Origin of the sequence: Sphingobacterium tabacisoli, from assembly GCF_017908035.1 — a bacterium.
In the GTDB taxonomy this organism is placed as follows: domain Bacteria; phylum Bacteroidota; class Bacteroidia; order Sphingobacteriales; family Sphingobacteriaceae; genus Sphingobacterium; species Sphingobacterium tabacisoli.
The window spans coordinates 691,028-717,342 of record NZ_JAEQMU010000002.1 but is presented as its reverse complement, the minus strand read 5'-3'; the positions used below and the strand labels follow the sequence as shown (position 1 = coordinate 717,342).

At 40.9% G+C, this 26,315-nt stretch carries 18 protein-coding genes; 2 read left to right on the top strand and 16 right to left on the bottom strand.

Features of this window, described 5'->3' with window-relative positions; all coding sequences use genetic code 11:
- Window positions 1-63 precede the first annotated feature (63 nt).
- Entirely contained in the window at window positions 64-1,179 is a 1,116-nt protein-coding gene (locus JKG64_RS13950; protein ID WP_210354917.1) for a TlpA disulfide reductase family protein, read from the top strand.
- A 129-nt stretch (window positions 1,180-1,308) separates the two neighbouring features.
- Here the strand turns inward: JKG64_RS13950 and JKG64_RS13945 are convergent, their stop codons facing one another.
- From JKG64_RS13945 to JKG64_RS23195, 13 genes are all read right to left on the bottom strand, one after another.
- On the bottom strand, window positions 1,309-2,403 hold the full coding sequence (locus JKG64_RS13945) for a TlpA disulfide reductase family protein (protein WP_246512602.1): 1,095 nt from the start codon (window positions 2,401-2,403) through the stop codon (window positions 1,309-1,311).
- A gap of 9 nt (window positions 2,404-2,412) precedes the next feature.
- A complete protein-coding gene (locus JKG64_RS13940) occupies window positions 2,413-3,342 on the bottom strand; it encodes a discoidin domain-containing protein (protein WP_210354916.1) in 930 nt (309 codons plus the stop codon).
- 19 nt (window positions 3,343-3,361) lie between these two features.
- On the bottom strand, window positions 3,362-4,729 hold the full coding sequence (locus JKG64_RS13935) for a RagB/SusD family nutrient uptake outer membrane protein (RefSeq protein WP_210354915.1): 1,368 nt from the start codon (window positions 4,727-4,729) through the stop codon (window positions 3,362-3,364).
- Between the two features lie 10 nt (window positions 4,730-4,739).
- Entirely contained in the window at window positions 4,740-8,246 is a 3,507-nt protein-coding gene (locus JKG64_RS13930) for a SusC/RagA family TonB-linked outer membrane protein (protein WP_246512601.1), read from the bottom strand.
- Between the two features lie 239 nt (window positions 8,247-8,485).
- Window positions 8,486-9,616, bottom strand: coding sequence for a FecR family protein (locus JKG64_RS13925; protein WP_210354913.1), 1,131 nt, complete (start codon window positions 9,614-9,616; stop codon window positions 8,486-8,488).
- An 80-nt stretch (window positions 9,617-9,696) separates the two neighbouring features.
- The gene (locus tag JKG64_RS13920; RefSeq protein ID WP_210354912.1) at window positions 9,697-10,284 is read right to left on the bottom strand and encodes an RNA polymerase sigma factor; all 588 of its coding nucleotides are present in this window, start codon (window positions 10,282-10,284) and stop codon (window positions 9,697-9,699) included.
- 151 nt (window positions 10,285-10,435) lie between these two features.
- Entirely contained in the window at window positions 10,436-11,731 is a 1,296-nt protein-coding gene (locus tag JKG64_RS13915; RefSeq protein ID WP_210354911.1) for a TlpA family protein disulfide reductase, read from the bottom strand.
- 33 nt (window positions 11,732-11,764) lie between these two features.
- Window positions 11,765-13,204, bottom strand: coding sequence for a RagB/SusD family nutrient uptake outer membrane protein (locus tag JKG64_RS13910; protein WP_210354910.1), 1,440 nt, complete (start codon window positions 13,202-13,204; stop codon window positions 11,765-11,767).
- 13 nt (window positions 13,205-13,217) lie between these two features.
- Window positions 13,218-16,877 carry a SusC/RagA family TonB-linked outer membrane protein gene (locus tag JKG64_RS13905; RefSeq protein ID WP_210354909.1) on the bottom strand — a complete coding sequence of 1,220 codons (3,660 nt, stop codon included), beginning with the start codon at window positions 16,875-16,877 and terminating at the stop codon, window positions 13,218-13,220.
- Between the two features lie 112 nt (window positions 16,878-16,989).
- Window positions 16,990-18,123 (bottom strand): FecR family protein, encoded by a 1,134-nt coding sequence (locus JKG64_RS13900; protein WP_210354908.1) that lies wholly within the window; start codon window positions 18,121-18,123, stop codon window positions 16,990-16,992.
- A gap of 113 nt (window positions 18,124-18,236) precedes the next feature.
- Entirely contained in the window at window positions 18,237-18,812 is a 576-nt protein-coding gene (locus JKG64_RS13895; protein ID WP_210354907.1) for an RNA polymerase sigma factor, read from the bottom strand.
- Window positions 18,813-18,866: 54 nt separating this feature from the next.
- Complete coding sequence (locus tag JKG64_RS13890) at window positions 18,867-19,301, bottom strand: PaaI family thioesterase (RefSeq protein WP_210354906.1); 435 nt, start codon at window positions 19,299-19,301, stop codon at window positions 18,867-18,869.
- Window positions 19,302-19,425: 124 nt separating this feature from the next.
- The gene (locus tag JKG64_RS23195) at window positions 19,426-19,548 is read right to left on the bottom strand and encodes a hypothetical protein (RefSeq protein ID WP_262897769.1); all 123 of its coding nucleotides are present in this window, start codon (window positions 19,546-19,548) and stop codon (window positions 19,426-19,428) included.
- 130 nt (window positions 19,549-19,678) lie between these two features.
- Between JKG64_RS23195 and bla the strand changes: the two genes are divergently transcribed.
- Entirely contained in the window at window positions 19,679-20,593 is a 915-nt protein-coding gene (bla, locus tag JKG64_RS13885; RefSeq protein ID WP_210354905.1) for a class A beta-lactamase, subclass A2, read from the top strand.
- A gap of 337 nt (window positions 20,594-20,930) precedes the next feature.
- On the opposite strand, the gene JKG64_RS13880 is transcribed toward bla, so the two are convergent.
- The 3 genes from JKG64_RS13880 to JKG64_RS13870 form a co-directional block, all read right to left on the bottom strand.
- The gene (locus tag JKG64_RS13880) at window positions 20,931-23,879 is read right to left on the bottom strand and encodes a M16 family metallopeptidase (protein WP_210354904.1); all 2,949 of its coding nucleotides are present in this window, start codon (window positions 23,877-23,879) and stop codon (window positions 20,931-20,933) included.
- 266 nt (window positions 23,880-24,145) lie between these two features.
- On the bottom strand, window positions 24,146-25,369 hold the full coding sequence (locus tag JKG64_RS13875) for a TlpA family protein disulfide reductase (RefSeq protein WP_210354903.1): 1,224 nt from the start codon (window positions 25,367-25,369) through the stop codon (window positions 24,146-24,148).
- A 23-nt stretch (window positions 25,370-25,392) separates the two neighbouring features.
- A complete protein-coding gene (locus JKG64_RS13870; protein ID WP_210354902.1) occupies window positions 25,393-26,313 on the bottom strand; it encodes a redoxin domain-containing protein in 921 nt (306 codons plus the stop codon).
- Window positions 26,314-26,315 lie beyond the last annotated feature (2 nt).

The following is a 26,315-nucleotide window of genomic DNA, read 5'->3' as shown; positions in this document are numbered from 1 at the left end:
GAAGTAATTTATAAAAAAAACAGATCCGTAAACTAACGGATCATAAAAAAAAATCATACACTTATGAAAAAAGTAGTTCATATTTTCATTGCGTTGTCATTCATTTCAGTTGGTGTCAATGCACAAATATCCAAACCCACTCCATTCAAAATTGAGGGGAATATAAAAGGGCTCCAAAACGGAACTGTGACTATTCTTGCTCCCAACAAAACGACGAATACTTTAGATACTTTGACTACCAAAAGTAAAGGTGGCAAGTTCTCTTTAAAAGGCAAGACCGATGAAATAGACTTTGTAAACATATATTTTGGAGATGCAACTTCGCGTCAAATCGCATATTTTTATCTTGAGCCAGGGAAAATTAATATTTCAGGAAATATGGATTCACTGAACTATCTCAAAATATCAGGAACCAATACGAATAATAAATACAGCCAAACCCAAGCGTATTTAGTCCCTATTTATGATCGCAGGTCGAAATTGCTACAGAAGTTAAGAGTTCTGGATCAAAAATCACCTGAGTATGAAGACTTGACAAATCAGATGACAATGAAGACGGATTCTGTTAACGCTTTTAAAATCAATTTCATTAAGGAAAATCCAGACTCCGAAATCAGTCTTGGCTACTTGTATGTTCTACATGACAAGATGCCCCTGGATCTCGCAGAAACACTCTACAATAATTTATTTTCTAAACTACAGGAATCTAAAGAAGGGATTTACATTGGTCGCAAATTACGTGCCACCAAAACTGTCTCTATAGGCCAGAAAGCTCCAGACTTCACATCGTCAGATACTACTGGAGCGCCTATTAAATTAAGTGACTTTAAAGGAAAATATGTGCTGTTAGAGTTTTGGGCACACTGGTGTGTACCCTGCAGAGCACAGCACCCACATATGAAAGCAACGTACGAAAAGTTCAAAGACAAAGGATTTACGATATTGCAATATTCGATCGATGTCAAAAAAGACGAGAAAAAATGGAAAGAGGCGATTGTTAAAGATGGTCTAAACTGGCCACAGGCTTCGGATCTTTCAAATGGTAAGGCTCCAGTGGCAGAACTGTATGGCGTACAACCTATACCGGATAGTTTTCTAATCGCTCCGGATGGAACCATTCTCGGAAGGCGTTTAAGTCATAAGGCGTTGGAAGAAATGTTAGAAAAAGCTTTAAATTAATCAAAAGAAAGAGGCTGTATCCAGCCTCTTTCTTTAATTAATAATATAATCCTCAGTAATCTGCTCCCTACCTACTTTATCTGCATAACAGTCTAAACAAGAAACGACACGAAGATTATACTTGTTGATCTAATTACGACTCAATAGGCCTGAAAGCTTTTCTTCTAATTCATGACCTCGGAGATTCCGTGCTATGATCTTTCCGTCGGGATCTATTAAAAAATTGGAAGGAATAGCCTTTATCCCATAGTCTTTGGAAGCTTTGCTATTGAAACCTGTAAGCTCTGATACCTGCGTCCATAGAAGACCATCCTTTTTGATCGCAGCAAGCCATGCTTGCTTGGAATGCTGGTTGTCCAAGGAAACGCTTAAGATGTCGAACCCATTATTACTATACTGCTGGTACGCCTTTATCAAATGGGGATGCTCTGCTCTACATGGAGCACACCAAGATGCCCAAAAATCCAACAAGACATACTTTCCTCTAAAATCCGATAGCTTAACCATATTCCCTAAAGTATCAGGTTCGGCAACTTCGATAGCCAGCATACCGCGGTTGGTCTCCAGTCCGACTTTGATTATCTCGGCCAGTTCCTTTCCATAAACACTCTCTTTCATCTCGGGAGAAAATGCTTCAAAAATCAACGCGGCAGTATCGGGATCAAAGTTATAGGCCAATTCCGTCTTCCTAAATGCTCGGAGCGCCACAATTGAATGAGGACGCTGTTTTATAAACTTACGTGTTACATTCTTCAGGCCCTGCTGATACTGTTTTACGGAAATATCTCCTGATTGGTGCATTCCCTTTGAGGATTCAATCTTAGACAGATAGGGCTGCTGTAAGCTTTTCAACAGTTTCTCGTCGTCGTTTGTCTTGGAGCCTTGTACCGTTGCATTTTTGATGGAATCTGTCGCAGTAATCGAAATCTCCGAATTTTCGAGGTAAAACATTAAAAGGTCTGAATTTCGCTTTGCTGAAGCCAAAGGAGTACTATGCTTAACAGACAGGACTGCAAGGGTCGGTCCTAAGACCGATCCTTGAAAACTAAACTGTCCCGCATTGAGCTGTGCCGAATCGGCAATGCTCGTGCTGCCATTGTTATAACTCAAATAGACTTTACTAGGCGCACTCAATCTACCTATTCTCCCCTTGACCGTGTAAGTGGATTGCGCATTTAATAGCAACGGCAATCCTACAGCTAGTATTAAAATTATTTTTTTCATAATCTATTTTTATGGCATCAACATAATGTCACTGATATATACGATATCTGTGGTACCGACGAATTTAGCGGCTTCTAATACCGTGAACCGCATGTATCGCGCTGTAGTAAGCCCAATATTGAGCACTTGACTATTCTCTACCAAATTACCCGTAAAGTTACCTTTGTCTACCCAAGTCGTCCCGTCCATACTCGTTTCGATCTTAATTAATGTCGGATAACCACCACGTGTTGGATAGCGCATATTTGCCGGGAAGGAATAATTGACGGCACTAAAAATAATATCCTTATTAAAATTGATCGTCACCCATTGTGGCATCTTCATTGCAAAACCGGATCCCCAATAGGTGGTCAGGCTGGCATCCAGAACATTTGTCGCCGGTAAAGCCGATCCTTGCGTAGAAAAATTCACAAGGGTCCAACCTTCCTTCTTGATAAAAAGTGGACGACCAGTTTTAAATACATGATAAAGAACACGTTTATCGATCACATCCGGATTACCATCCAAAGACTCGACCACGACAGGTAGTACATAAGTCGTATATTCTGTCAACTTGGTCTGTAGCCCGATATTGAGTGTTGCTGCCTCCGAAACGGAAGCACCAGCGGGAAGTGAAGCGAACTGTTTCAAAAACAGATAGGAAGTGTGAGGTAGTACTTCGGCTTTACCATAACGCGCGCGATAGTTTGTCATTTGATTCGTATCGATGGAAAACTTGACCAAATGATCGTACGATGATTTGCCCGACAGCTCTGCATTAAAATTTAATACAATTGCGGAGTCCTTTAAAATAGACAAAGGCATCTCTATGGTATCTTTACCCGCTGGATTCTTTATGCCAACCTGCCCTTCGGGTAGTTTTGAGCTATCCGAATCTTTATGACATCCTATTATCAAAAGACTGGTAACAACAAGGCTATATATAAAATTTGCTTTCATATTTATTTTTTAGTGAAGATTAAGGATTTTGTTGCATCCCCGGATTGAAGCTTAAAGCCTGTATCGGTATTTGGAGCGTATACCTATCGCCTTTGGGGGGCAATGTAAAAATGATATTCTCCTGAGCATCGCGTCTATATATGGTTGGCATTCGATTTTCTTTATCCAAGCGACGCATATCGAACCAACGAAGACCACTAAAACCTAGCTCACGATTTCTTTCCAATAAGACCTCTTGTAAAACAGACTCTTTATCGTTCGAATAATAAGGCTCATAGGTCTCGCGATCCAATCTATTTTTTTGCAGTTCCTCCAGATGCTTCAAAGCCAGGGTAAGGTCACCTCCGCGAGCGGCACACTCGGCAATAATTAATTTCATCTCCTGTACGGATGTGCCCGAGTTTTCGTAAATAAACTGAGGTGTCACTTGCAAAGGTGAATATTGGGTAGCGCCTCTTTCGATAAACGTATAATCGTCTGCACTATTATAAAAAGTACGCACGCGAAGATCATTTTCGGCAAAAGACTGCATATATTCCAAAGCGACCGTATTACTTCCCATAAACATTCGTCCATAAATCACGTCGCGTCGTATACTGACCTGTACAGAGGTAATCGGTTCATTCAGATCGAGCATCGTGGCATTGGTAAAATCAAGCGCTAATGCTGCATTTTTCTGGGCTTCTACGTAATTGCGCTGATAGAAATATATTCGTGCCAGTAAACTATAGGCTGCGGCTTTTGAGCCTCTAAATCTATTTGTGCTGTTGTCCGCAGGCAGATCGTTGACGGCAAAATTTAAATCTTCAATAATACGCTGGTTAACATCTGCAACTGTGCTTCTATCGGGTACGAGCTGTGATACATCGTTGGAAACCACAAAAGGCACTGCCAGGTCCTTGTCCGCTGTCTCGCTATCGTATGGTCTGCCATATAGATTGACTAAATAAAAGTATTCGTATGCCCTTCCAAGAAGCGCCTCTGCCTTTAAACTTTTCTTCTGCACATTTGTACCACCTGTAGCTTGATCAATACCCAGTATTACGGTATTGAAATGATTGATGATCGCATAATGATCACCCCAGAATACGGGAGTGGCCTGCATATCCGCTGAAAATTGTTGGGACCAAGAGTAAATCAGGTCATACTGTGCTGTAGGGGGATTGGTTATATTGACATTATCTACATTATCACTTAAGAGATTCAATGTATTAAATGCTTGCCCTACTGTATTAATCAAAAGATCACTATTCATCCACTGGTCGTAGTCTGCGACCGTGGTAAGTAGCCTTTTGCCCTTGGGGGTTATATCTAAATATTTGTCGCATCCGGTAAGGAGACTGGTTATTGCAACAAATAGAATGATCATGTTTTTATTTATTTTCATCGCTCTAAATTTAAAAATTGGTAAAAATGCCCAGCGTGTAAGTAGGTGTCATGTATGTCTTTTGGTAGCTACCTGTCGCTACACTATAATTGGCGCTGTTAAACCCTTTGGTCCAAAGGTTGGAAGCTTGCGCCTTGACTTCAAAATTGGTAAACCTCGCGCGCTTGATGAAAGAACTTTGATTGAAGTTGTACGATAACGTCAAATCACCTAGGGTAATGTATGCCCCATTGACCACGTAAGTATCCGCATAGTTGTAAGCATTTCTAGGATTATCTTTTTCGAATGCTACCAGTGCCATTACGTCCGTTGTATTTTCATCACCGGCCTGCTTCCAGTAAGAGCCCGCTCCTTCTAATGGTCGTAATAATGATGGATTTGCTCTTGGTATTCGGGTCTTGAAACCGCCGTAGTAGTTGATCATCGCAAAAATGTAGAAGTTACCGATGTCTACGCGATTACTAAGGCCGGCATTGAAAGTTGGAATCGAAGACCCTTGGTAATACGTGAGTCCGGAATCCTCTCTACGCATCAACTCATACATCCCATTATTAGGAATATTGACATTGGTGCTGAACTCTTTACCTTGATCATCTTTAATGATCGGATAGCCCGCTCCGTCAAGCCCTACCCACCTGTGCGAAAATAGCGCACCTACAGGATACCCCTTGACAAAACCTATAGCTTGAAGTGTCTCGGGGTTATAATCGCCGCGTTGGTATACTTCGGCTACTTTGCTTGTATTTCTAGCCAATATAAGGCCTGTATTCCAATTAAGCTTATCGGTAGCTATCCAATCGGCTCGTAGTGCAAACTCAATTCCGGTATTATTTATATTTGCTTTATTGATGAGCGAAGGGCTGACCCCGATGGTCGGATCAATAAGTGCCGACCCCAGCAAATCCGTACTCTTTTTCTTATAGAGGTCAATACTTCCGCTGATATTTTTCAACAGGCCGTAATCTAACCCGATATTTATGTTTTTTGTCTGTTCCCAACGTAGGCTACTATTGGCGTACGAAGCTAGTTCTAAAGAGGTCGATCGTGGGAAGGTGAATTGATTCAAGGCAGATTGTGCGACGACCTCTGGTAAAGACATCTTGGCAACATTTCCATTAAAACCATATGCAGCGCGCAATTTTAATTGATCGATAGCATCTATATGTTGCATAAAACTCTCCTTATGAATATTCCAAGCGGCTCCCAGAGACCATAATGGCTTATACTTATACTTTGGATCGGTACCGAAAAGATTAGACTGATCGATACGCATGCTACCGGTGAGTGAATAGGTATCCTTATACGAATATACCATATTGGTATAAGCCGATATAAACCGATCCTCGACATATTGCTGATCAAATAAGCTGTTGAAATTATTTTGAAGCGCGGAGGGTAGATTATAGGTTCCTCTAATCATACCCGTCGCAATACTAGCATAATCTACAGGTTGGTGCAGTAGGGTCTCGTCATTGTATCCAAAATAAGAAGAACGGTGACTTTTGTAGACCAAGTTTCTAACCTCTGCTCCAGCAATGGCATTGACCGTATGTACTTCTTTAAAGGTCTTATTGTAATTTAACTGCGCACGTCCGGTATAACTGCTGGTCTTGGTATCATCCTGTCTTAAAAAACCGCCTCTAGGAACCGGAAAGTTTAAGATTCCATCTGTACTACGGGTCGCATAACTATTGACGTAGCGCCTAGCAACTGAAGATTGTTCTGATGCCAGGTAATTGACATCGGCACGGGACGTCTCATAAATACCGCCGAAGGACAGATCAAAACCATGTCCAAGCTTATAGTTAAAATTGGCTGTGAATCGATTATTTGCCGAGTTTGTCTTATCGTTGATCTCATTGACATCAACAAGGGGATAATACAACTGATCGTATAAGCCCTGAGATACCAAGTAGGAATTGTACACCGGGGATATACCAGATCCCGTTATAAAATTGGGAGCACCTGAGAGGTCCTGTAAGCGCTCGTAAGGTGCCATGGAAGCTATACCGGGCACCGGTGAGCTTTTGGCAAACTGTTCTTGATAATCTGTCGTAAATTCGAGAGACAATTTTTGGGACAGCTTGAGGTTACTCCTACCAGAAAGCATAAATCTACTGTTCTTATTCGCAATCGAATTGGGGCGATTATTAATATAGTTTGCCGTCAGATAATATGTAGCCTTGTCACTTCCACCGGAAACATTAAAATTGTAGGTCTGGTTGACCGCAGTCTGTAAGAATAATTTACGATAATCGTTCTTGTTATCGTAACTCATTAGTTCAGCAAATCGTTGATCCGCCTGTTCCTGTGTAATTGCCTTTCCGGCCAATTGTGCCAGGATAAAGAATGGTTCTGGTCGTTGCTCTCGACCCAAGGTAGCGGTTATCGCTTGATGCCACGTATTTGAATTGATATTGGCAGAATGCAAGCTCTTTTGGTAAGCCATGACTACTTCGGACTGATTGTCATCCCATCTGTAGCGGTTATAATTCTCACTAGGCCGGATACCCGCTGTTGCTCGAAAAGCAAACTTAGGCTTCCCTATAGCAGCTTGCTTTCTATTTACCACAATAACACCGTTGGAAGCTCTGACTCCGTATACGGTAGCCGCAGCAGCATCTTTAAGAATAGTCACTGACGATATCTCGTTCGGATCAAGCATATCCAGCGTCAGCTCTGTAGGATAGCCATCGACCACGATCAGCGGACTTTGATTGGCCGACATTGTCGAGATTCCTCGTATATTGAACAAGGGGCGAGAAGTACCATTACTGGTAAACTGTACGTCGTTGTTGATCATGAGGCCAGGCAATCTATTGGTCAAACCGTCTAAAAAATTGGTATTGATCCGCGAGCTATATTCCTTCTCTCCTAGGGTAGCGATGGCTCCGGTGCTCTGCTCGGGTCGAATTCGTTGGTATCCGGTATTCACCGTCACTGTTACATCTTCAATATCGGTTTGCTGAATTTGAAGTTTAACCGAAAGTGGCGTACTTGAATTTACTTTAACTTCTCTTGGGTTGTAACCGATCATACTGACCAGCAAAACATCTTGATTGAGTACAACAAGTACACTGAACTCGCCTTTCTCATTTGTTACGGCGCTGGTATTTTTTCCTTTCACCTTTACCGTCACGCCAGCCAAAGGCTTACCGCCTCCGTCTGTAACCGTCCCCCTCACTCGTTCCATTTGCTGTGACTCTTTAGGCATAATTTCTTTATCTAGCGTCCGCAGTAAAATACTTTGTCCTTCAATTTTAAAATCTAAGTTTTCCTTTGATTTGATCCAAGAGAGCGCGGTCATTAAAGGCATACTCTTGAAATCCACGTCGACACGCTTATTGACATCAAAATTGGTGCTGTGGAGTAAGATCTCAAACCCAGTCTGACTACTAATCTCTTTGAACAGCTGCCGATAGGTCATGTCCTGCTTTTTGATGGAAAGAGTCTGCCCATATGAGGCAGCGCTGACCTGTATAAATCCAATAAGCAGGAATAAAATGGTTAATTTCATAATGCGAAATAGTCTTGACAGCGGCACATACCGAAGTCTTTTAACGCTTTTTAGGTTAATTTTGTACATTTGTTAATGTGATTAGTTGCCCTATTAGATTTGAATAGGGATGATTAATTATACTGTGTAAATTCTATACAGAACAGTAAAAGGGCTTCGACTTGCAGGATGGAGCCCTTTTCATTCCGGCATATGGACATTAGGGGGCATTTGTATTCTTCATAATAAAGGACTTTAATTTATTTTTTTGATTTGTTAGTAACACTGATACGCCCACGATCTACTCTGAAATTAGCAACTCCTGTGCTGGCAATTTTGTCCAGTACGACGGATACGCTTTTTGATTTTTTAATGACCGCAAAAACTAATTCCTTCTTCAGGCTTTCATCGGCGAAATGAATATCCACATTGTACCATCTAGACACCTTATCCATTACACCATCTAAGGTGATGTTGTCGAAGACAAAAAGTCCGTCCTTCCAAGCGATGGCGTCTTTGGCATATACTTCGTTCATCTTAGTCCCCGAGGTGGTAACGACCAACTCATGACCGGGCATGAGCAAATTGTTTCCATAGGAAGTGTTTACGCGGACGCTTCCTTCTAACAAGGTCGTCGTAGCGACTGTATTCTCGCTATAACTGGAGACATTGAATTTTGTGCCCAATACTTGGATGATTTGTCGATCTGTCTTGACGATAAACGGTTTATGATTATGCGCAACCTCAAAATAGGCCTCCCCTTCAAGTTCGATAGTACGCTCTGCAGCAGTGAAATGAAGTGGGTATTTTAAGTGGGAGTCTGAATTGAGCCATACTTTTGTGCCGTCGGAGAGTGTGATCTGATATTGTCCGCCGCGTGGGGTGACCAACTGTAATCGGCCTGACGGTTTACTTTCTGGAATTTTTGAAGCCACAGATGAACCATCAGCATAGGTGACCTCATCGCCAACCAAAAGGGAAGACTGATCCCCATCTAGGTCAATTTTAGATCCATCTTCTAAAATCAATTGGGCTTTATTGCCACCAGGAAGATAGTCTACCACATTTTGCTTTACAACCAACTGCTCATTGGTCTTTTCTTGGGAAATCCAATAATAAGCCGATCCCATAAATAGAAAAAGGATACAGGCTGCCGCGGCGCGATACCAGATACGTCTAATGCTTCGCTTCTTGTGGAGCTGGTGTACAAATCCTGTATTGGTCATCAAGCGGTACAAAATCTTAGTTTTAACTTGCTGTTCTTCCGAAGGATACACCGCATCCTGATAGGATACCGCTCTATACCAAGCTAAAAGCTCATCATGCTCCTGTATAGAAATGGTATTGGCGCGCAGCTTTTCTATTAAAGATAAAATTTGATCTCTATCCATGTAATTCGGGTCATCTATTTAGTATAAGTAACAAAACAGAAAAGACCCTACATCAATATTATAAAAAAGTTAAATCAAGATTAAATCATGCGATCGATCAGGTAGGCTGAGATAAAAAGGTATAATCCGTCTTTCTCCATGCGCTTCTTTAGAATTTTAATAGCTCGGGTTAAATTGGCTTCAACTCCCTTTTCGGAAATATTTAACAAAACAGCTATTTCTGAATTTTTCAATCCCTCTTCTCTACTATGTTTGAAGACAATCTTACATTTTTCGGGCATCTGCTCTACCACACCATCGATATATTCTTGGAGAAAAATGCCGTCCCATTCCTTCTCATCATCCTGAATGAGTTGTGCATTATCTTGCACTCCATCTAAACGCTTTCTATTTTTCTCTTTGCGATAGCTATTGAAAACTGTGAATTTTATTGCCGTAACAAGAAAGCCTTCTATATTCGTAATTTGGTAATTGTCTCGATTGTCCCAGAGTTTTAGAAATACCTCATGCACAATATCCTCCGCAAGGCTTTCGTCACGGGTGTGATTCCAAGCAATCAAGAGCATGCGCTTCCAATAGCGGTCGTAAATACAAGCAAATGCGGCATGATCTCCTTCACGCAGTTCCTTCAATAAATGGACTTCGTCGTTGTTATCGCTTTGGGACATTTAGGACTTGTATAGATTATATACCGCAATATTAAACATTTATACAAGGGAATCCAAAGTCTATTCGTCCAATATCCCGAAAGAAGAGTCAACATAAAGCGTAATCTAACAAGTAGCCCCTGTTAGATTACGCTCTGAGGTACGTTGATTGCTATTGATCAACAAGCTTAATCATCGCGTCGATCTCAGCCATCAGATCAGCATCACTGGAAAAGCCTGGCGATCTAAATCTCAGTCGACCACTTCTGTCAATGACGAATTTGGCCGGAATACTCGCTGCACCATAACTTTTTGCGACCTGATCGGTATTGTCCATTAAAACCTGAAAGGTAAAACTCTTACTTTGGATATAGTCTCTTGCATTCTTTTCTTTATTTTCTCCCTGCTCATAGGTATCGATAAATAAAAAACGGATACCATCATCCTCTTTATATTTACTGACCATGGTCTGCATGGCGGGGAAAGAGGCTTTACACGGACCGCACCAAGTCGCCCAAAAATCCAAGATAACGATCTTTCCTTTTAGATCAGCTAGACGGACGATATTACCATCCAAATCCCTTAAACTAAAAGCGGGAGCTGTTTCGTCTATTATTTTTTTCTTTAAGTCTTCGATCTTGTCTGCTACCAGCGACTTATTGAGCGATGCTAAATACTGATCAAATCCTTCTTCATGTTTGTTGTCCGTCAAATAAATTGCTTTTAAACGTTCAATAGCATTCGCGGTAAACATCTTATCTTCGACCAACTGCTCTAACTCTTCCTTCAATTTATCTTCTGGAGAAAGTTCAGCAATCAGTTGGACATAGAAGTCGATCAAGCCAGCATCTTTGCGTTTGACATTATAACGCATGGCTTCTTTCGATAATTCCAATGCCCTTTTCTTTTCTCCTAGTTTGTAAGCTAATTGAGCTTGATCGTTGGTAAATAACGCGTAACCGTACTCTCTTCCTGCCAGTATCGAAGCAGTACTATCCGAAACTTTCTTTGCTTCTTCCATCTTTTGCAGTGCCCAATTTCTTTCTTTTTCAAGCAGTTGTCCTGCAAAATCTAAATCAATTCCTTTACTTATAGCCCTACGTGCATACCCCGCAGTGGCAAAATGTATACGCTCAGTTCCAGTAACCTCACCTAACTCGTTAAGAAATCTTTTAAATCCGTCAAAATCTTCGGCATTCAGATAGGCATACAAGGGATGTATACGCAACATGTCTCTTCTCTTCTTTTCGGCAGCCCATGAGGGATCGCTATCTATTTTATGAATTATTTCGGCCGCCAACAACTTGGCTTTATCTCCATCCTTCTCAGCGAACAGCTTGTTAATCAACTCTTCCCGTCCTACTTTAGCCTTATCAGTTACAGGTGTACTTTCTTCCTTTTTATCTTGTGCTAATACGGCTATCGATATACACAACGCCAGCATAGCAAACATCAATTTCTTTATCATCTTAATTATTTTAATAAATATTATACCTATTAATTAGTCATTATCTTCCATTTGTGGATTTTCGAACAATACTTTTGGTGGAATTTTGAAGGTTAGTCTATCCGCGGTAAGCGTAAATGTCTTTGTTATATCCCCCGCAAGAGTATAAATTATATGTTTATTTTTAACCGTATTACTAAATTCTCCATCAACAGACAAACGTCTCATATCATGCCAGCGGTAACCCAGTCCAGAAAATTCTCGGATACGCTCGTCTAGAATAAATCGTACCAGCCCTATTCGATCTCCGGCGATCCCATCAGGAACCACAGCTGCAGCCGGTGGCATTCTTTTAATTCTCAGCGCCTCTAGATCAACCTTTGCTCCTACCAGATCGCCTAATCTAGCCTTGACTTCGGCACGCATCAGATATACATCTGGTACCATCATGCCGATAATCGGAGAAAATGGACCTGTCTTTCGAGCCATACCTAAAGGAAAAGCGGCTCCACTTGGATAGGGTGTCGTATTTAAAAAATTTCGTCGTAGGTCGGATGCTCCATAGAGTGCCATAGTCTCAGGCGTCAAAACCAGCGCATTTGAAGCACTGGTCCAATCGCCAGTAGACTGTCTTGAATATAAACTCTCCTCATTGTTATACAGATTGGGAAGAACAGGGCCAAAAACGGATATGGGCAAAAATGTACCTCCGGGGCCAAATGTTATATTATAGTCGTAGAGCCGGACGGGATAAGTTGACGTACTGATTCCTGTCATTGCTTCATTAAGATGGGGCAACGCCAGATCATACAGTCCCATAAATAAATAGACTTTGCCCAACAGTGCCTCTGCGGCAGGTTTGGACATGCGGTATCTGTGCCTAGGGGTAGTGTCTAGATAGGGTAAAGCCTTCTTAAGATCATCAATAATAAAATCGTATACGTCCTGTACAGAGGCTCTTTGGAAATTACTCAATAATACGTTTGCTTTATCAATAATGGGAAATCCTTTGTCCGTCGCTGCTGTCGCTGATACATAAGGTGGTGCAAATAAATTGATCAATTGAAAATAAGTCCATGCCCGACCGGCCAAGGCTTCAGCCTGTAAAGTCTTCTTTTGTGCGTCCGTTCCATCAGAAGAAGCTAATACTTCGTTTATAACAATATTGTACAGATAGAGTGCCTTGGTTGGATTGGTTATTTCCTGCGCATCCTCATTCTGTTCATAAATATCATTTTCCCACTGAAAAGCCCTTTGCTGCTGTATGGTAGTCCCCACATAATACGACTCTATACCTGCCATCTCGTCTCCCATAGCCTGAGGCTTAGTGATAAATTGGTTACCCAATGTCAGGCTATTTAACAGCAGATCATAATCAGCGGTTGTGGTAGCAATCAATTTTCCTGCTGGTGTTACTTCCAGAAAGTCGCTTTTACAAGCGAGAAAAAGGCTGGATATCCCTATCCATATAGTTATTCTGAATAATGTTTTCATCTCAATGCAATTTTTAAAATGATACGTGAGCACCTAAAGTTACTGTCCCTTGCATGCTTCTTAACCCGCGTGTCACACCAGCAATGGTCTCTGGGTCGCCCCCAGTTGCGACACTCGTCGCGAAGCCTTGAAATTCAGGGTCTATTCCATGACTGTTCGCTTTCCAAAGCATTAAATTGGACACTTGCATCCGCAAAGCAACACTTTTTGTCTTCGTTAGATCCAAAATCGATTGGGGCAAATTGTAGGATAACGTAATATCCCGGACTTTGATGTAGGAAGCATCGAGTACGTTATTGTTACCATAGATATAATAATTAATGTCCCTACGACTATTCGACAAAGCTGTATTACTGATATAAGATGGAACATCGGTCCGGTTTTCATCGCCCGCTTGTTGCCATCTTTCTAAAAAGACAGAATTGATATTGCCTTGTGTCAAATCCATGGATGAATTATAATTTCCGGCCACTCGTACGAGTGCATTTGTACCGATCAACCGACCGCTGAAGAAATTACCCACATCTCTACGCATGACATGTCCCAGATTGAAAACAGCGTTTATCCCTAGCGAAAAGCCCTTGTAGGAAAAAGTATTAGACAGACCTCCACTAATGGGAGGTTGGGTGGTACCCATATAAAGCATATCATCAGGTCTAGCTATATTTCTAGCCTTTGTGATACCACCGTCGGCTATTGTTATCTGCGGGTCGCCCAACTGATCCAAACCTCCATAAGGGTAGGCAAATAAGGCAAATGCGGAGTATCCTGAAAAGTAGCGTTGGTTGATCATCTGTTGGCCTGTAGAAATGGGTGTGAGATATTTCAAATCTGTTATCTCATTTTTATTATAAGCTAAATTGAGTGATGTAGACCATTTGAAATTGGGGTTACTAATATTCACTGAATTGACCACAGCCTCTATTCCTTTATTTTTCAAACTACCGTAATTGCCTACAATTACCGAAAAGCCGGTAAGTGAATTTACGGGTAACTGACCAATAAGATCATCGGTTTTTTTGTAATAATAATCAACAGAACCGGATATTCTATTTTTTAGAATGGCGAAGTCTAAACCAAAATTGGCAGTTTTTGTTCGTTCCCAAGTAAGACTCGGATTTCCTGCCGTGGCTACTGAATAACTTCTTCCCCCAGGTAAGGATGCTGATGTCGCTGAAGATAATATGTTATATGATGAAGCAGCGCCCGGGATCGGGGAATTTCCAGTCACACCGTATGTAGATCGAAAGGCTAATCTGTCTAGGACAGAAATATCACGCATGAAATTCTCCTGATGAATATTCCACTTTATACCTGTACTCCAAACAGGTTTTGCCTGTGCACCTTTCTCTACACCGAATAAATTACTTTTGTCAATCCGCCAACTCGCATTAATAGCATACTTTTGATTGTATGTATAAGCCGCATTAGCGTAATAAGAGTTGAAACGTATCTGACTCTCGGTCTCTGTATAAAAATCAGGGACTAGAACACTTCTATTCAGATTATTGGGAACTAGAGGATTAGCGATCCCTAACGATAATGCTGCATAATCAATCGGAATCGCATTGCGTAATTGTGGATTATATCCTCTTACTACACTTTGATTCAATGTCATCTTTTGCTCTTGAGCTTCATGCCCCGCCAATACGGTTAGTTGATGCAACAGCTCATTCCAACTGTGATCGAAGATAAATTGATTTCGTATGGTCCAGTCTCTGTGAAGCACATTGCCAACCGAAAACTTTCCTCCTGCTACGGGTAGATAATATGTGGGGGTCGACGTCGCTGTAGGCGCAACCGTAAACTGCACCAGTTCGTTCCGCTGGACAAAACTTAAATTGTCATCGTAGAGCGTTCTTTTATTGTGGCCTCTTATGTATCCAAATACTCCCTCGTAACGTAAAGATTTAAGAGGTGTAATAGTAAAGCCCCCAATAACCCTATTCAAAAGATCGTTGTTGTCCGAATTCGCAAGTTGCGCATCTTCCAGAGGTTTATAATCTAGCCCTATACGGCTTCGAGTTTCCACGGATCTACGCGTTGAGTCAGACAAGGTGCCCACATAAGGCATCGAGAGTGACGTACCAGCATCGTCCTTAAATAATTGATAAGGATAAAATCTGCTGTCAACAGAAACATTTCGAGGTGATGTGCCTTTACTACTGGTGAGATCTGTGATCAAGTAAGCTTTAAACGCGGGACCAAAATTAAAATCCTGCCTTAAATTCACTTTGTATGTATTATCCTTATTATCAACCCTGTTAGATCTTGAATCTGTATAGGAGGCTGAACCATAAAACGAATGCACCTTACCACCGCCAGACAGCGAGATCGTGTGGTTCATCAGCATCGCATTTTGAAACCACAAATCCTTAATCTGTTGGCGATTGTTTATCAATGCCAAACTATCGAGACTTGTGTTCGCTTGTGCTTGCGTAATCAGCCCGCGATGATGGTTATAAAGTATAGTTTCATGAACAGGCATACCAATCGCCCCTAAAGTGTACGCTGAAGCCGTATTCCAAGGATAAACTATCGGATCAAAGACTTCTCTCGCCGCCTGAATGTATTGTGCGCTATTTAATACGGGTAGATAATCTAAATCAGGCTTACCTTGAAAATTGATAAATCCATCATAATTAACGCGAATTTTGTCGGACTGATTTCCCCTTTTGGTAGTAATGACAATTACCCCGTTGGAAGCTTTTGCTCCCCAGATCGAAGCAGCAGTCGCATCTTTCAATACTGTAATATCCGCTACATCCTGTGGATTAACTGTATTTATGCTCGTGGTAGGAATACCATCCACAACAACTAGAGGTGACCTACTTGAATTTATAGAATTGAGTCCGCGAATAAGAATGGACTCGGAGCCTGGGGAATTGTTTACAGTCAAACCAGGTACGAGACCATCCAGGCGCTGAAGGACATTCATGCTAGTCGAGCGATTTGCTAATATTTCTTGATCTGGCTTGGCAAATGAACCAACACTTCGTTCTTTGGAAATACTCTGGTATCCGGTATTAACTACAGTTATAGCGTCAAGTTCTGTTGTAAGAGGAACCAGACGGATTGTTAGGTATGTGCTATTGATTACCACCTGTACCATTTTATATCCAATATACGAAATTTCTAAAGTAGCTTTGTCATCAATATTTACCAGACTAAAGCTTCCATTTTCGTCCGTTTTTGTAGAGACGTCGTTTGATACCACGCGTACACTTGCTCCAACCAAGGGTTGTCCAAGTTCATTCAAAACCTGACCACTGACCTTTCTTTGGTTCAAATCGGTTGATGATGTAGATGATTTTTCCCGCTTTTCCCGTAAAATTATCGTTTGATCCTGTATGGTATAGACCAATGCCTGTCCCTCTAAGCAGCTATTGAGGGCTTCTTGTAAAGGTTTATTTTTCACATCGATCACAACGGGCTTCGCTTTACTAAGCAACGCTTTGTTATAGACGAAATCATACCCCGTCTGGGCTCTGATCTGATTGAAAACTAGCTGTAACGAAATATTATTTCCTTTCAATGTCACATTCTGCGCTACCATTCTAGCGCTCAAGTGCATACTAAAAAATAACAGGACAATAGTTAGTCGCATAATAAGCATTAATTTATTGGCATATCCATAGGATATACCAAAACGTTTAGCATAATTTTTATACATTTGTTTGGGTTATAAATTTGATTAAGTTAGTCAAGTATCATTTCAAATGACGCCCATATCGCCGGGAATGTACCACCATTTCCGGCTCCTTTTTGGTGTCGTTTGTATTATTCTATTTTGTTACGATAATCCTCCTTCCTTCTATTTTGAATCTTACGTCTCCGGTTGCTTCCATAATGCGTAATATAGAAGCTAAACTTTTGGATCGTGCAATTTTTCCACCTAATTCCAAGTCGACTGGTGCAGAGTGGTCGTATTCTATTTCGACATCATACCAACGCGATATTTTTCTCATTACAGTTCTAAAATCATCACTTTCTAAATTAAAATCTCCATTTTTCCAAGCCAGCTCCACCTCTGTCACCACAGGCTTTATCGTAATTGATTTGGAAACAATAGCTTGTTGATCCGGCTTTAATTGTTTCTTGATACTGCCACTTGTTACTTTTACGGCTCCTTCCACTAGGGTAGTTTTCATGTTTGTCTCTTCGGAATATGCGCTTACGTTAAATTTAGTACCGAGCACTTCTACCTCTTGATTGCCACTCTTTACTATAAATGGTCTATCGGGATCTTTAGTTACCTCGAAATATGCTTCGCCATTTAACGCTATGCGTCTTTCCTTGACCGTTGAAAGTGCTGTTGAAAACTTTAAAGATGATGCAGCATTTAACCATACTTTGGTACCGTCTGGAAGATTGACGCGAAACTGGCCACCGCGAGGTGTCTCTATGGTATTATAGGTATTTGGATTTGCTTTTTCCGATATGCCCACTTCATAAGTAATCTCACCTGAGGGAGATTTGGTAACCTTTACGCCAGACTCCAAGGCTAAAAGTCCGCTTTCCGCATCCTCCACAGCTACCCTTCGGCCATCCGATAATAAAATAAAGGCCTGATCTTTACCCGGTTCAATCTGTGCTACGATTTCCGTGGTTGTTGGCAGCAGCATTTCTCCTCTGTTTTTGCGGGTATTATAAACCCAAACAGCGATGAATATTGCTGCAAAAGAGGCGGCAATATAAATTACGCGACTTAGTTTAATTTTTCTGGTGGACGTTTCTTTTCTCAACGGTAATCTGTCGCTGATCCGGGTTATCTTCTCGTCCAGTACTTGATCATCATAGACGGGGCCATCGAAGTGACCGAAAGTCAACCAACTTTCTAGCACAGCTTTTTCCTGTTCTGTACAGTCTCCTCTTTGATACCTGCTTAAGAGTTCAACAAACTTATCCTGATCGATCATTTCTTTGAGTTTATACTACAATAATCAATCTCAGAGGCTGTAAGGGTTAAAAAAATATTAAGAAAGTTTTAAGAAATAAACAACAAAAAGGTAACCCATTAATATGATGCACCTTATAAACAAAAAAGAAGAGCAAAAGTACCCAGTTTTCGCTTCAGAATTTTAAGCGCATGGTGCATATGGCTTTTCACTGTTTCTTCTGAAATATCAAGTTCCTCAGCAATCTGCTTCCTGCTGTATCCGGATTTTCTACTTAGATTAAACACCTCGCGCATTTTTTGAGGTAAGGCTTCTATTTCTTTTTCGATTAACGTTGACAATTCTTTATGCCTAGTAAGATGATCGGTCTCGTCTACATGGTATTCGTTTAGGAGAAACTGATTAAAGGAGTCTAAATAACGGGCTGAAAGTTTTCTTTTGGAGTAGATATTAATAATTTGGTACCTGATCGCGTTGTAAAGATAGGGGGCTAAGGCTTGTTTATCATTCAGTTCCGCGCGCTTATTCCACAGCGACATAAATATTTCGTGCAAGAGATCCTCGACTTCTTGTTCATTTGATAGTCGTTTTAGTGCGAAGGTGTAAAGCAACTTAATATAACGGTTATAAATCTCTGTATAGGCAATCTGATCACTTTGTTTTAGTAAAGTAACGAGCGTTTGATCCGTATGTTCTTGGTACGCACTCATATTTAGTACGTGCTAAAGGTATGAAAAACTAGCGAAAAATATTCACTCATCCACCTAAGGTCGTTTTGATGCCGTCTTGAATAAATTAGATGTACCTTTAGCTATCAATCTTGTTTTCTGTTCATTCCATATATCACAATATGCATTTACGAACTGCTGACCCCTCTTTACAATTTGTGTCTCCGCTATGATTATATCACCTTCTTTGGCAATGGAAAAATAATCAACATTATTATTAATAGTTATATAGAAAGTATCTTCATTTAACGAAAACATTGTAGCGCCTAAAATATCATCTATTATTGCCGCAGTGATCCCACCGTGCAGATAACCAATCGGATTAAGCCATTCGGGTCTTACTGTATACTTAAATTCGAGATGGCCTTCATCTGCCAAAAGCACTATCGGATTTAACCAACGCATAAATGGAGAGGGAGACTCCGTAAATTCTCTTCCGATAAAAGTTTTCAAGTGTTTTAATCTATCCATAGTATTTTGTTTTTTATCATTAAGCATATAATAACTGTTAATGCTTATCGAAATCTGGTTCGCAAATATAGAAATTAGGTTAGATAGCATATAAATAGAAAGATTGATTTATAGCTCTGACAGCTTAGACGGCCTCTTCCGTAATGATATTCCTGCGGACGAGCAGATTATTATCCGGTTCCCAAATCGCACAAAAATTGGCATAATTAGTGGTGTATAGCTCATCATTGACATCATATTCCTTCATCAAATATTGAAGCTATTTTCAAGTCTACCACTTTAAATAAAAATGGTCATGACTCCGACCATCTAGAAAAGATGATCATAAAGTACATCATAGAAACTTTTAATAAAAAACACAAAACAATAAAATAAAAATGAATAAACTATTTCAATTAGTCGCTCTGATTTTAACCTTTTTATCGAGTTGTAATCCTCCATACAAGGATACTAATTCGCTACGCAGTAAAATTGAGGAGGTCGTTTCCGACAAAAATGCAGTAGTCGGAGTTTCAATAATCGGAAATAACGGAAAAGATACACTATCCGTAAATGGAGACAGGCGATTTCCTATGCAAAGTGTTTTTAAATTTCATATCGCATTAGCCGTATTGTCGGAAATTGATAAGGGAACGTTTTCATTACATCAGAAAATTGAAATAGGCAAGGGTGATCTTCCAGCTAAAGACTCTTGGAGCCCACTTAGAGATGAAAACCCAGAGGGAGGAAGTTTTACTATTGAAAAGCTTATTCAATACTCTGTTTCTCAAAGTGACAATATGGCCTGCGATGCTTTAATACGGCTTGTCGGAACACCTACAACAGTAGAAGAGTATATCAAAAAAAATGGCATAAATGATATACAAATCAGATTCAACGAAGAAGATATGCAGTCGAACTGGGATAATATGTTCCAGAACTGGACTACTCCAAAAGCAGCAAGTGAAACGCTTAAATTATTTTATGAGAATAAGAATAACCTGCTTTCAAAAAGCAGTTATGACTTTTTTTGGAAAACAAACAAGGAAACAACTACTGGTCAAAATAGAATAAGAGGTCAATTGCCTACCGAAACAATCGTAGCGCACAAGACAGGCTGGTCGGGAACAAATAAAAAAACTGGAATTACAGCTGCCGTGAACAATATCGGTATAGTCTTCTTACCTAATGGAGAATACTTTATAATCAGTGTTTTTGTTACTGACTCGAAAGAGAATATGGATACAAACGAAAAAATTATAGCTGATATTGCAAAAGCAACTTACGACTTCTATACAACAGCCAAGCAATAATAATTATCAGATAAGTAGAGCGCTCAAACACTGATCTTATTTATAGAAACCCATAGAAAACGATATTTCTATGGGCGTTTTTTTAAGAATACGGGACCCAACCGTACATATTCACTAGGCGAAACTCCAACTCTACGTTTGAACATCCTATTGAAATTCGCAACAACGATATAGGCTATAAAAACCAAGGCTGTCAGAGCCAGACCTTCTGCTCGACCTTCAGTCTTGTCCTTGGCATAGCCAGAGCCTAATGCAGAATTAAAACAAACCAAGTACAATCTAAGACAAAGGGCAGACGAAATGCCTGCCCTTTGTTTTTTTATCAAGTACGATAAGATTAGTAACCGAATATATCGGTCAGACTCAACTTAGTGAGCTTTCCGATCTGGCTAAGCTGCTCATCGCTTACATTTTTTTCTGATGCTACGATGCAGTACGTGTATGGCTTATTGGCTAACGCAGCTGCATGTATGGCTTCGATATCTGCAAATTGCATGGTTTTTACCTGCTCATACCAGCTTTTGCGACGGTCATGCTCAATGCCTTTTTTAAGGTTCTGTAAGTAGCTGAATACAATACCATCTTTACGGATACGCTGTGTCTCGATGTCGCTTAAGAAACTTCTTCTTGCAGTCTCGAATGCTTTTTCGGAGCGCGGCATGGTATTCAAAAGATCGTTCATACCGTTTACGGCATCAAATATTTTATCCGATTGTGTACCGATAAAAGCTGAAGCTTGAAAAGGATCTTCTTTTTTGGCAGGGGTACCGTACCTCGCGTAAGTCGTATAAGCTAAGCCTTTGGCTTCACGAAGGTTTTGAAAAACGACAGATCCCATACCACCACCGAAATAACTGTTAAATAATGCAACAGCTGCTTCCTTTTCGGCTTGGTAATCTTCGCCTTTGCGGTACCAACTGATGTCTGCCTGTACCATTTCGTAATCCGCAAACAACACCTTATTTTCCGATTGGCTTAAACGTGTATAGCTGGTTTTTGGGGGTATGGTAGCGAATGTTTTTGGCGATTTATGGTACTTCGCTAATGTGGTGGTATAACTCTTTAATGTAAGAGGGCTGTACGCTACCACCTTGTGTTGATAGTCCATCATACCGTGTAAGAGCGCTACTAATTCTTCACCTTTGATCGCCATTACGGCATCGCTTGACAACTGATCATTAAATGGATTTTTCGATCCGTATGTCGCATAGCTCATTAGGCCCTGCATAATGTTGCGTTTATTGGTTTTATTGTTTTCACGCTGTTGTAGGAGATCGTTTTTAAGATTGGCCAAAGCTGCCTCATCCACTTTACAGTGCTTCAGAAGATCGGATAATAAGAGCATAGCGTCGCCGTAATTCTCCTGTAATCCGGTTAACGTGATCCGTGTCTCTTCTGTTCCGATATTGATGCTATAATCACAAGCCAGCTTATAAAAAGCTTCCTGTACCTGTGCAGCCGTCATTTTATATGTACCGAGGTAAGCAAGGTAATCCCCTGCTAAAGGCAATAACTTATGGTTCCAGCTTCCCATATCAAAAAGAAAGGTCTGGCGGAATAACTGATTGTCTTTGTTCTGCACATAGAGGACTTCGGTTTGCCCTGCTTTGCTGTGTTCAATATCACGTTTGTAATCTAACCATTCTGGCGAAACAGGTAGAGAAGGCATAGCCGCGATCTCCGCAAGGTAAGCGGATTGCTTGTCCGCATTTGTCTTTACAGGCGTGATCGGTGGTTTCTCCACTTTTGCGATGGCGCCCGGCTCGCCTTGTTTTTTGTTCACAACAATATAATTGTCCTGAAAGAAATCATTTGCAAACTTGACAATCTCGGCCTTCGTAACTTTAGATAGGATATCTAGGAATGCTACCTGCCGGTCCCATCCTGAACTCCTGGTACGAATAAAATCGGTAACCAGATTTTCGGTACGGTCTTTATTACTATCTAAGCTTTGTAGAAAAGCAAAGGTAGCATTAGCACGGATCGCATTGATCAGATCTCCATCAAACTCTCCCTTTTTTAGTAGCGCCACTTGCTCCAATAACAAAGCACGTACTTCCTCTAGGGTCTGGCCTTGTTTTGGATAGCCATAGAGCATAAAGAAACCATAATCTTTTTGCTGATTTACATTCGTACCCGCTGCCAACACCCGCTGCTTTTGGCTTAAGTTCAAGTCGATTAAACCCGCTTTACCATTAGCCAAAATTGCGCTGACTACATCTGCTAATAAAGCTTCACGGCTGTCGCTCTTGCCAACACGATAACCCATCATCATATACTGCGCAGTAGGGCCTGATACCTCTACTATTTTAGACTGCTGTATAGGCTGCTCTTTAATGTCGCTGTCTGCTACTGCGTTTCCGGCACGGAAGCTTCCGAAATGTGCATCTACTTTCTTAATGATCTCATCGGAGTTAAAGTCTCCTGCTAACACAATCGCCATATTATTGGCTACATAATACTGATCGTAGAAAGAACGGATTACTTTTAGCGAGGGATTCTTCAAATGCTCTACGGTACCTAATGTGGTTTGCTGCCCGTAATTCGTTTTCGGAAATAGCGCCTGTAGCATAGCTTCAGAGGCACGGTTGCCATCATTGTCCAGGCTCATGTTCTTCTCTTCGTACACGGTCTCTAGCTCGGTGTGGAAGAGCCTGAATACAGGATAGCGAAAACGCTCGGCCTGGATCAATAAGAACTTATCGATTGAGCTTGAAGGGATATCCTCCTTATAGATGGTCTCGTTAAACCAGGTGTGCGCATTGGTATTCTGCGAACCGATATTGGACATCAACTTGTCGTACTCATTAGCGATTGAATAGGTCGAGGCTTCTCCTGAAAGACGATCTATTTCTTTATAGATAGACTTCCGTTTGGCCACGTCTGTTTCCTTGGTATACGTTTCGTATAGATCTTCGATTTGGTCAAGTAGTGCTTTCTCTGCATTCCAGTCCGAAGTGCCAAATTTGCTTGTTCCTTTAAAAAGGAGGTGCTCTAGGTAGTGTGCTAAGCCCGTGTGCGTTGATGGGTCATTATTACTTCCGACACGTACGGCGATTTGGGCAGTAATGCGCGGCTCATTCTTGTTTTCCGAAAGGATAACTGTCATACCATTCTTCAGGGTGTAGAAACGGCTATTCATGGGGTCATTACTTACGTAGCGGTAGCTATAACCACCTGACTGACCTTCTTTCCAGCTATGCTTGTCTTGTGCCTGAACGGAAGAGGCTACACTAAACCCAATGAAAAGCGTAAGTATCCGCAGGATATTCTTTTGTTTTTGCATATTGTGCGACTATATTTATGATGTAAAATAATTTTGCTTATCTATTGTTACATGGTGAACGTTTCTTTCGTCCAGGATTGCAAAAGGACTGTGATTCTTGAAAACCATGACGATTTTATATCGTTCTTAATTAACCATTTAAGCAAACATCCATATTTTAAGAAGGAAGTACAATACTTGCTTTTTTTCCATATTTTTTTTATTTTTTAGCTCTATTACCATATATTTTTTGGTATTCCAGCATATGGGGCAACAACTGCTGTGTACTAAAAACTCTCTGTATTCGCTTTTGTAAGTTCAATCATCGCTTTCAACTTCAAATATTCTTTATCATCCGATCCCGCATAACCTATTCCTGTAAGACGAATTCTTCCTTCGGTGTCAATAATAAATTTCTGAGGAGTACCTAATGCTTCTAAGGCATTAAAGATCGCCTCATTGTTATCAAAAAGAACATCTAAAACATATCCTTTCTTCTTCATATAATTCCGGGCAGTAGTAACATCCTCTCCCACATTGATAACAAAAAGCTCAAAAGGTTCATCCTTGTACTTATCGACTATATGTTCAAAGGCTGGAAATGCCGCTACACAGGGCTTACATGCCGTACTCCAAAAATCAATAACGACAATCTTGCCCTTGTAATCGGAAAGAACAATCTCTTTACCATTCATATCCTTGAGTGGGATACTAGGCACCAGTCTGCCGGCAGCTTGCCAGTCCTTTTGTACTTCTTTGTAAATCTTCTGATAGGCTTCTTCTTGTAATAGTTTGATATACGTATCAACGTCTTTTGTACGGCCATTTACCTGTAGATATACGTCACGAAGTGTCTTGCGAAGAGCTATGGTCGAGTTACCTTCACGGACTGCTTTGGATAGCGTATCTAAGGCCCGCTGATGCTCTCCATCAGCAGATAAAATGATAGCATAACGATTCAAATAGTTAGCTTTTGAATTTCTGAAATAAGGAATTGCGCCAAAAACATCTTTTTCATTAGATTCTTTTATCCGATCTTTTGCTAACTGCAGGTTGCCCAGTCGCGCGTTGGCCACGGCATTAACTGCCAATAGAACGGACTCTCTACTAAACTGATCGTTATGAATTCCTTTTTGAATCTCGACCAACAGCTCATTGGAAAGCTGTTGGATAAGTGGTATATTCGTATTGCTATCGCCCCATTCTTCAAGATAATTGCTTAGTTCAAACAGTTGAAGCGGGGTAAACGTTGGCTTGGTCTGCTTATAAAACTGGTATTTCTCTATATTGCCTTTTATCAGCCAGTCTACCGCCAACTGTCCTCTGATCTGGCTCAAAGCGGTCGCATTGTTGGCAATATCGGGAGCAGTGGCGATCAGTTTCTCGTAAAAACTTTCCGCATCTTCCACATTTAAAATAGCATAAAACCGCTCTTCTAATTTTGATGGGTCTTGCTGCTGCCCATAAGCACTACCCCAAACCAGCATAAATAATAAAACCAATTTTTTCATCTGTCTTTCGTTCTTATTTATAGTTAATGACCAAACAGTTCTTTTAGCTTCGCCTCCAATGCAGTACCGTGAAGATCCTGAGCCACTACTGTCCCTTTGGAATCGACGATAAAATTGCGTGGAATAGCGACGATGTTGTATTTTTTTACCATGGGCGAATCAAAGCCTTTTAGATCTCCTAGATTTGTCCAGGTATAACCATCCTGTTGAATCGCTTTTTTCCATGCGTCGGCTTTGGTATCCAACGACACACCGATAACCTCAAAACCCGTTGCCTGATATTTGTTGTAAAGAGGTATCAATGCTCGTCCCTGCACACGACAGGGCGCACACCAGCTGGCCCAAAAATCGATAAAGGTATATTTACTGTTGCGTGTAATATCTTTGGATGACACCGTGTTCCCTTCTATATCAGCCATCTCAAAATCTTCATAATCCCGAAGGGTTACGATCTTCGTTATACTTTCGTCTGCGATATCGGCTGTTTGTTCGCCAGTATCCTCGCCATTGATCATCAAGGTAAACTGTTTACTGGACGGAGGAAGACACATCTGGTCGTTGCAGGCCATATATCTGAGCTTGATAGCGAGCGATACGGCTTTATCTGACTTTAATCGTATTACCTGCGAAAAGGTAACCCCTTGCTTGTAATAGGGTACACGCTTGCCCTCCGTATCGGCCAAACCTTTTTCTTCTACCTTACCCACAAATTCCACATTAGGATCATCGGCAAAGGTGATTTCGGTGGGCATCCCCAGTCCTCCACCGGAGGAATTCTGGGGGTAAATATGATAAGGTGCTTTTACTGTCGCATGTAACTGTACTTTGTAGGTCAACGGTGCGATTTCGACACTGTCTATTTTCCACGAGACAGGATGATTTTTTTGCGAAAATCCATGTAATGCCAGAAAATTCAGCAATATTATTAATGTATATTTTACCATAA

Bases quoted from the DNA above. Each gene is read 5' to 3' on its own strand.
- JKG64_RS13950 (WP_210354917.1), top strand. From the start codon at position 64: ATGAAAAAAGTAGTTCATATTTTCATTGCGTTGTCATTCATTTCAGTT.
- JKG64_RS13945 (WP_246512602.1), bottom strand. From the start codon at position 2,403: ATGAAAAAAATAATTTTAATACTAGCTGTAGGATTGCCGTTGCTATTA.
- JKG64_RS13940 (WP_210354916.1), bottom strand. From the start codon at position 3,342: ATGAAAGCAAATTTTATATATAGCCTTGTTGTTACCAGTCTTTTGATA.
- JKG64_RS13935 (WP_210354915.1), bottom strand. From the start codon at position 4,729: ATGAAAATAAATAAAAACATGATCATTCTATTTGTTGCAATAACCAGT.
- JKG64_RS13930 (WP_246512601.1), bottom strand. From the start codon at position 8,246: ATGAAATTAACCATTTTATTCCTGCTTATTGGATTTATACAGGTCAGC.
- JKG64_RS13925 (WP_210354913.1), bottom strand. From the start codon at position 9,616: ATGGATAGAGATCAAATTTTATCTTTAATAGAAAAGCTGCGCGCCAAT.
- JKG64_RS13920 (WP_210354912.1), bottom strand. From the start codon at position 10,284: ATGTCCCAAAGCGATAACAACGACGAAGTCCATTTATTGAAGGAACTG.
- JKG64_RS13915 (WP_210354911.1), bottom strand. From the start codon at position 11,731: ATGATAAAGAAATTGATGTTTGCTATGCTGGCGTTGTGTATATCGATA.
- JKG64_RS13910 (WP_210354910.1), bottom strand. From the start codon at position 13,204: ATGAAAACATTATTCAGAATAACTATATGGATAGGGATATCCAGCCTT.
- JKG64_RS13905 (WP_210354909.1), bottom strand. From the start codon at position 16,877: ATGTATAAAAATTATGCTAAACGTTTTGGTATATCCTATGGATATGCC.
- JKG64_RS13900 (WP_210354908.1), bottom strand. From the start codon at position 18,123: ATGATCGATCAGGATAAGTTTGTTGAACTCTTAAGCAGGTATCAAAGA.
- JKG64_RS13895 (WP_210354907.1), bottom strand. From the start codon at position 18,812: ATGAGTGCGTACCAAGAACATACGGATCAAACGCTCGTTACTTTACTA.
- JKG64_RS13890 (WP_210354906.1), bottom strand. From the start codon at position 19,301: ATGGATAGATTAAAACACTTGAAAACTTTTATCGGAAGAGAATTTACG.
- JKG64_RS23195 (WP_262897769.1), bottom strand. From the start codon at position 19,548: ATGAAGGAATATGATGTCAATGATGAGCTATACACCACTAATTATGCC.
- bla (WP_210354905.1), top strand. From the start codon at position 19,679: ATGAATAAACTATTTCAATTAGTCGCTCTGATTTTAACCTTTTTATCG.
- JKG64_RS13880 (WP_210354904.1), bottom strand. From the start codon at position 23,879: ATGCAAAAACAAAAGAATATCCTGCGGATACTTACGCTTTTCATTGGG.
- JKG64_RS13875 (WP_210354903.1), bottom strand. From the start codon at position 25,369: ATGAAAAAATTGGTTTTATTATTTATGCTGGTTTGGGGTAGTGCTTAT.
- JKG64_RS13870 (WP_210354902.1), bottom strand. From the start codon at position 26,313: ATGGTAAAATATACATTAATAATATTGCTGAATTTTCTGGCATTACAT.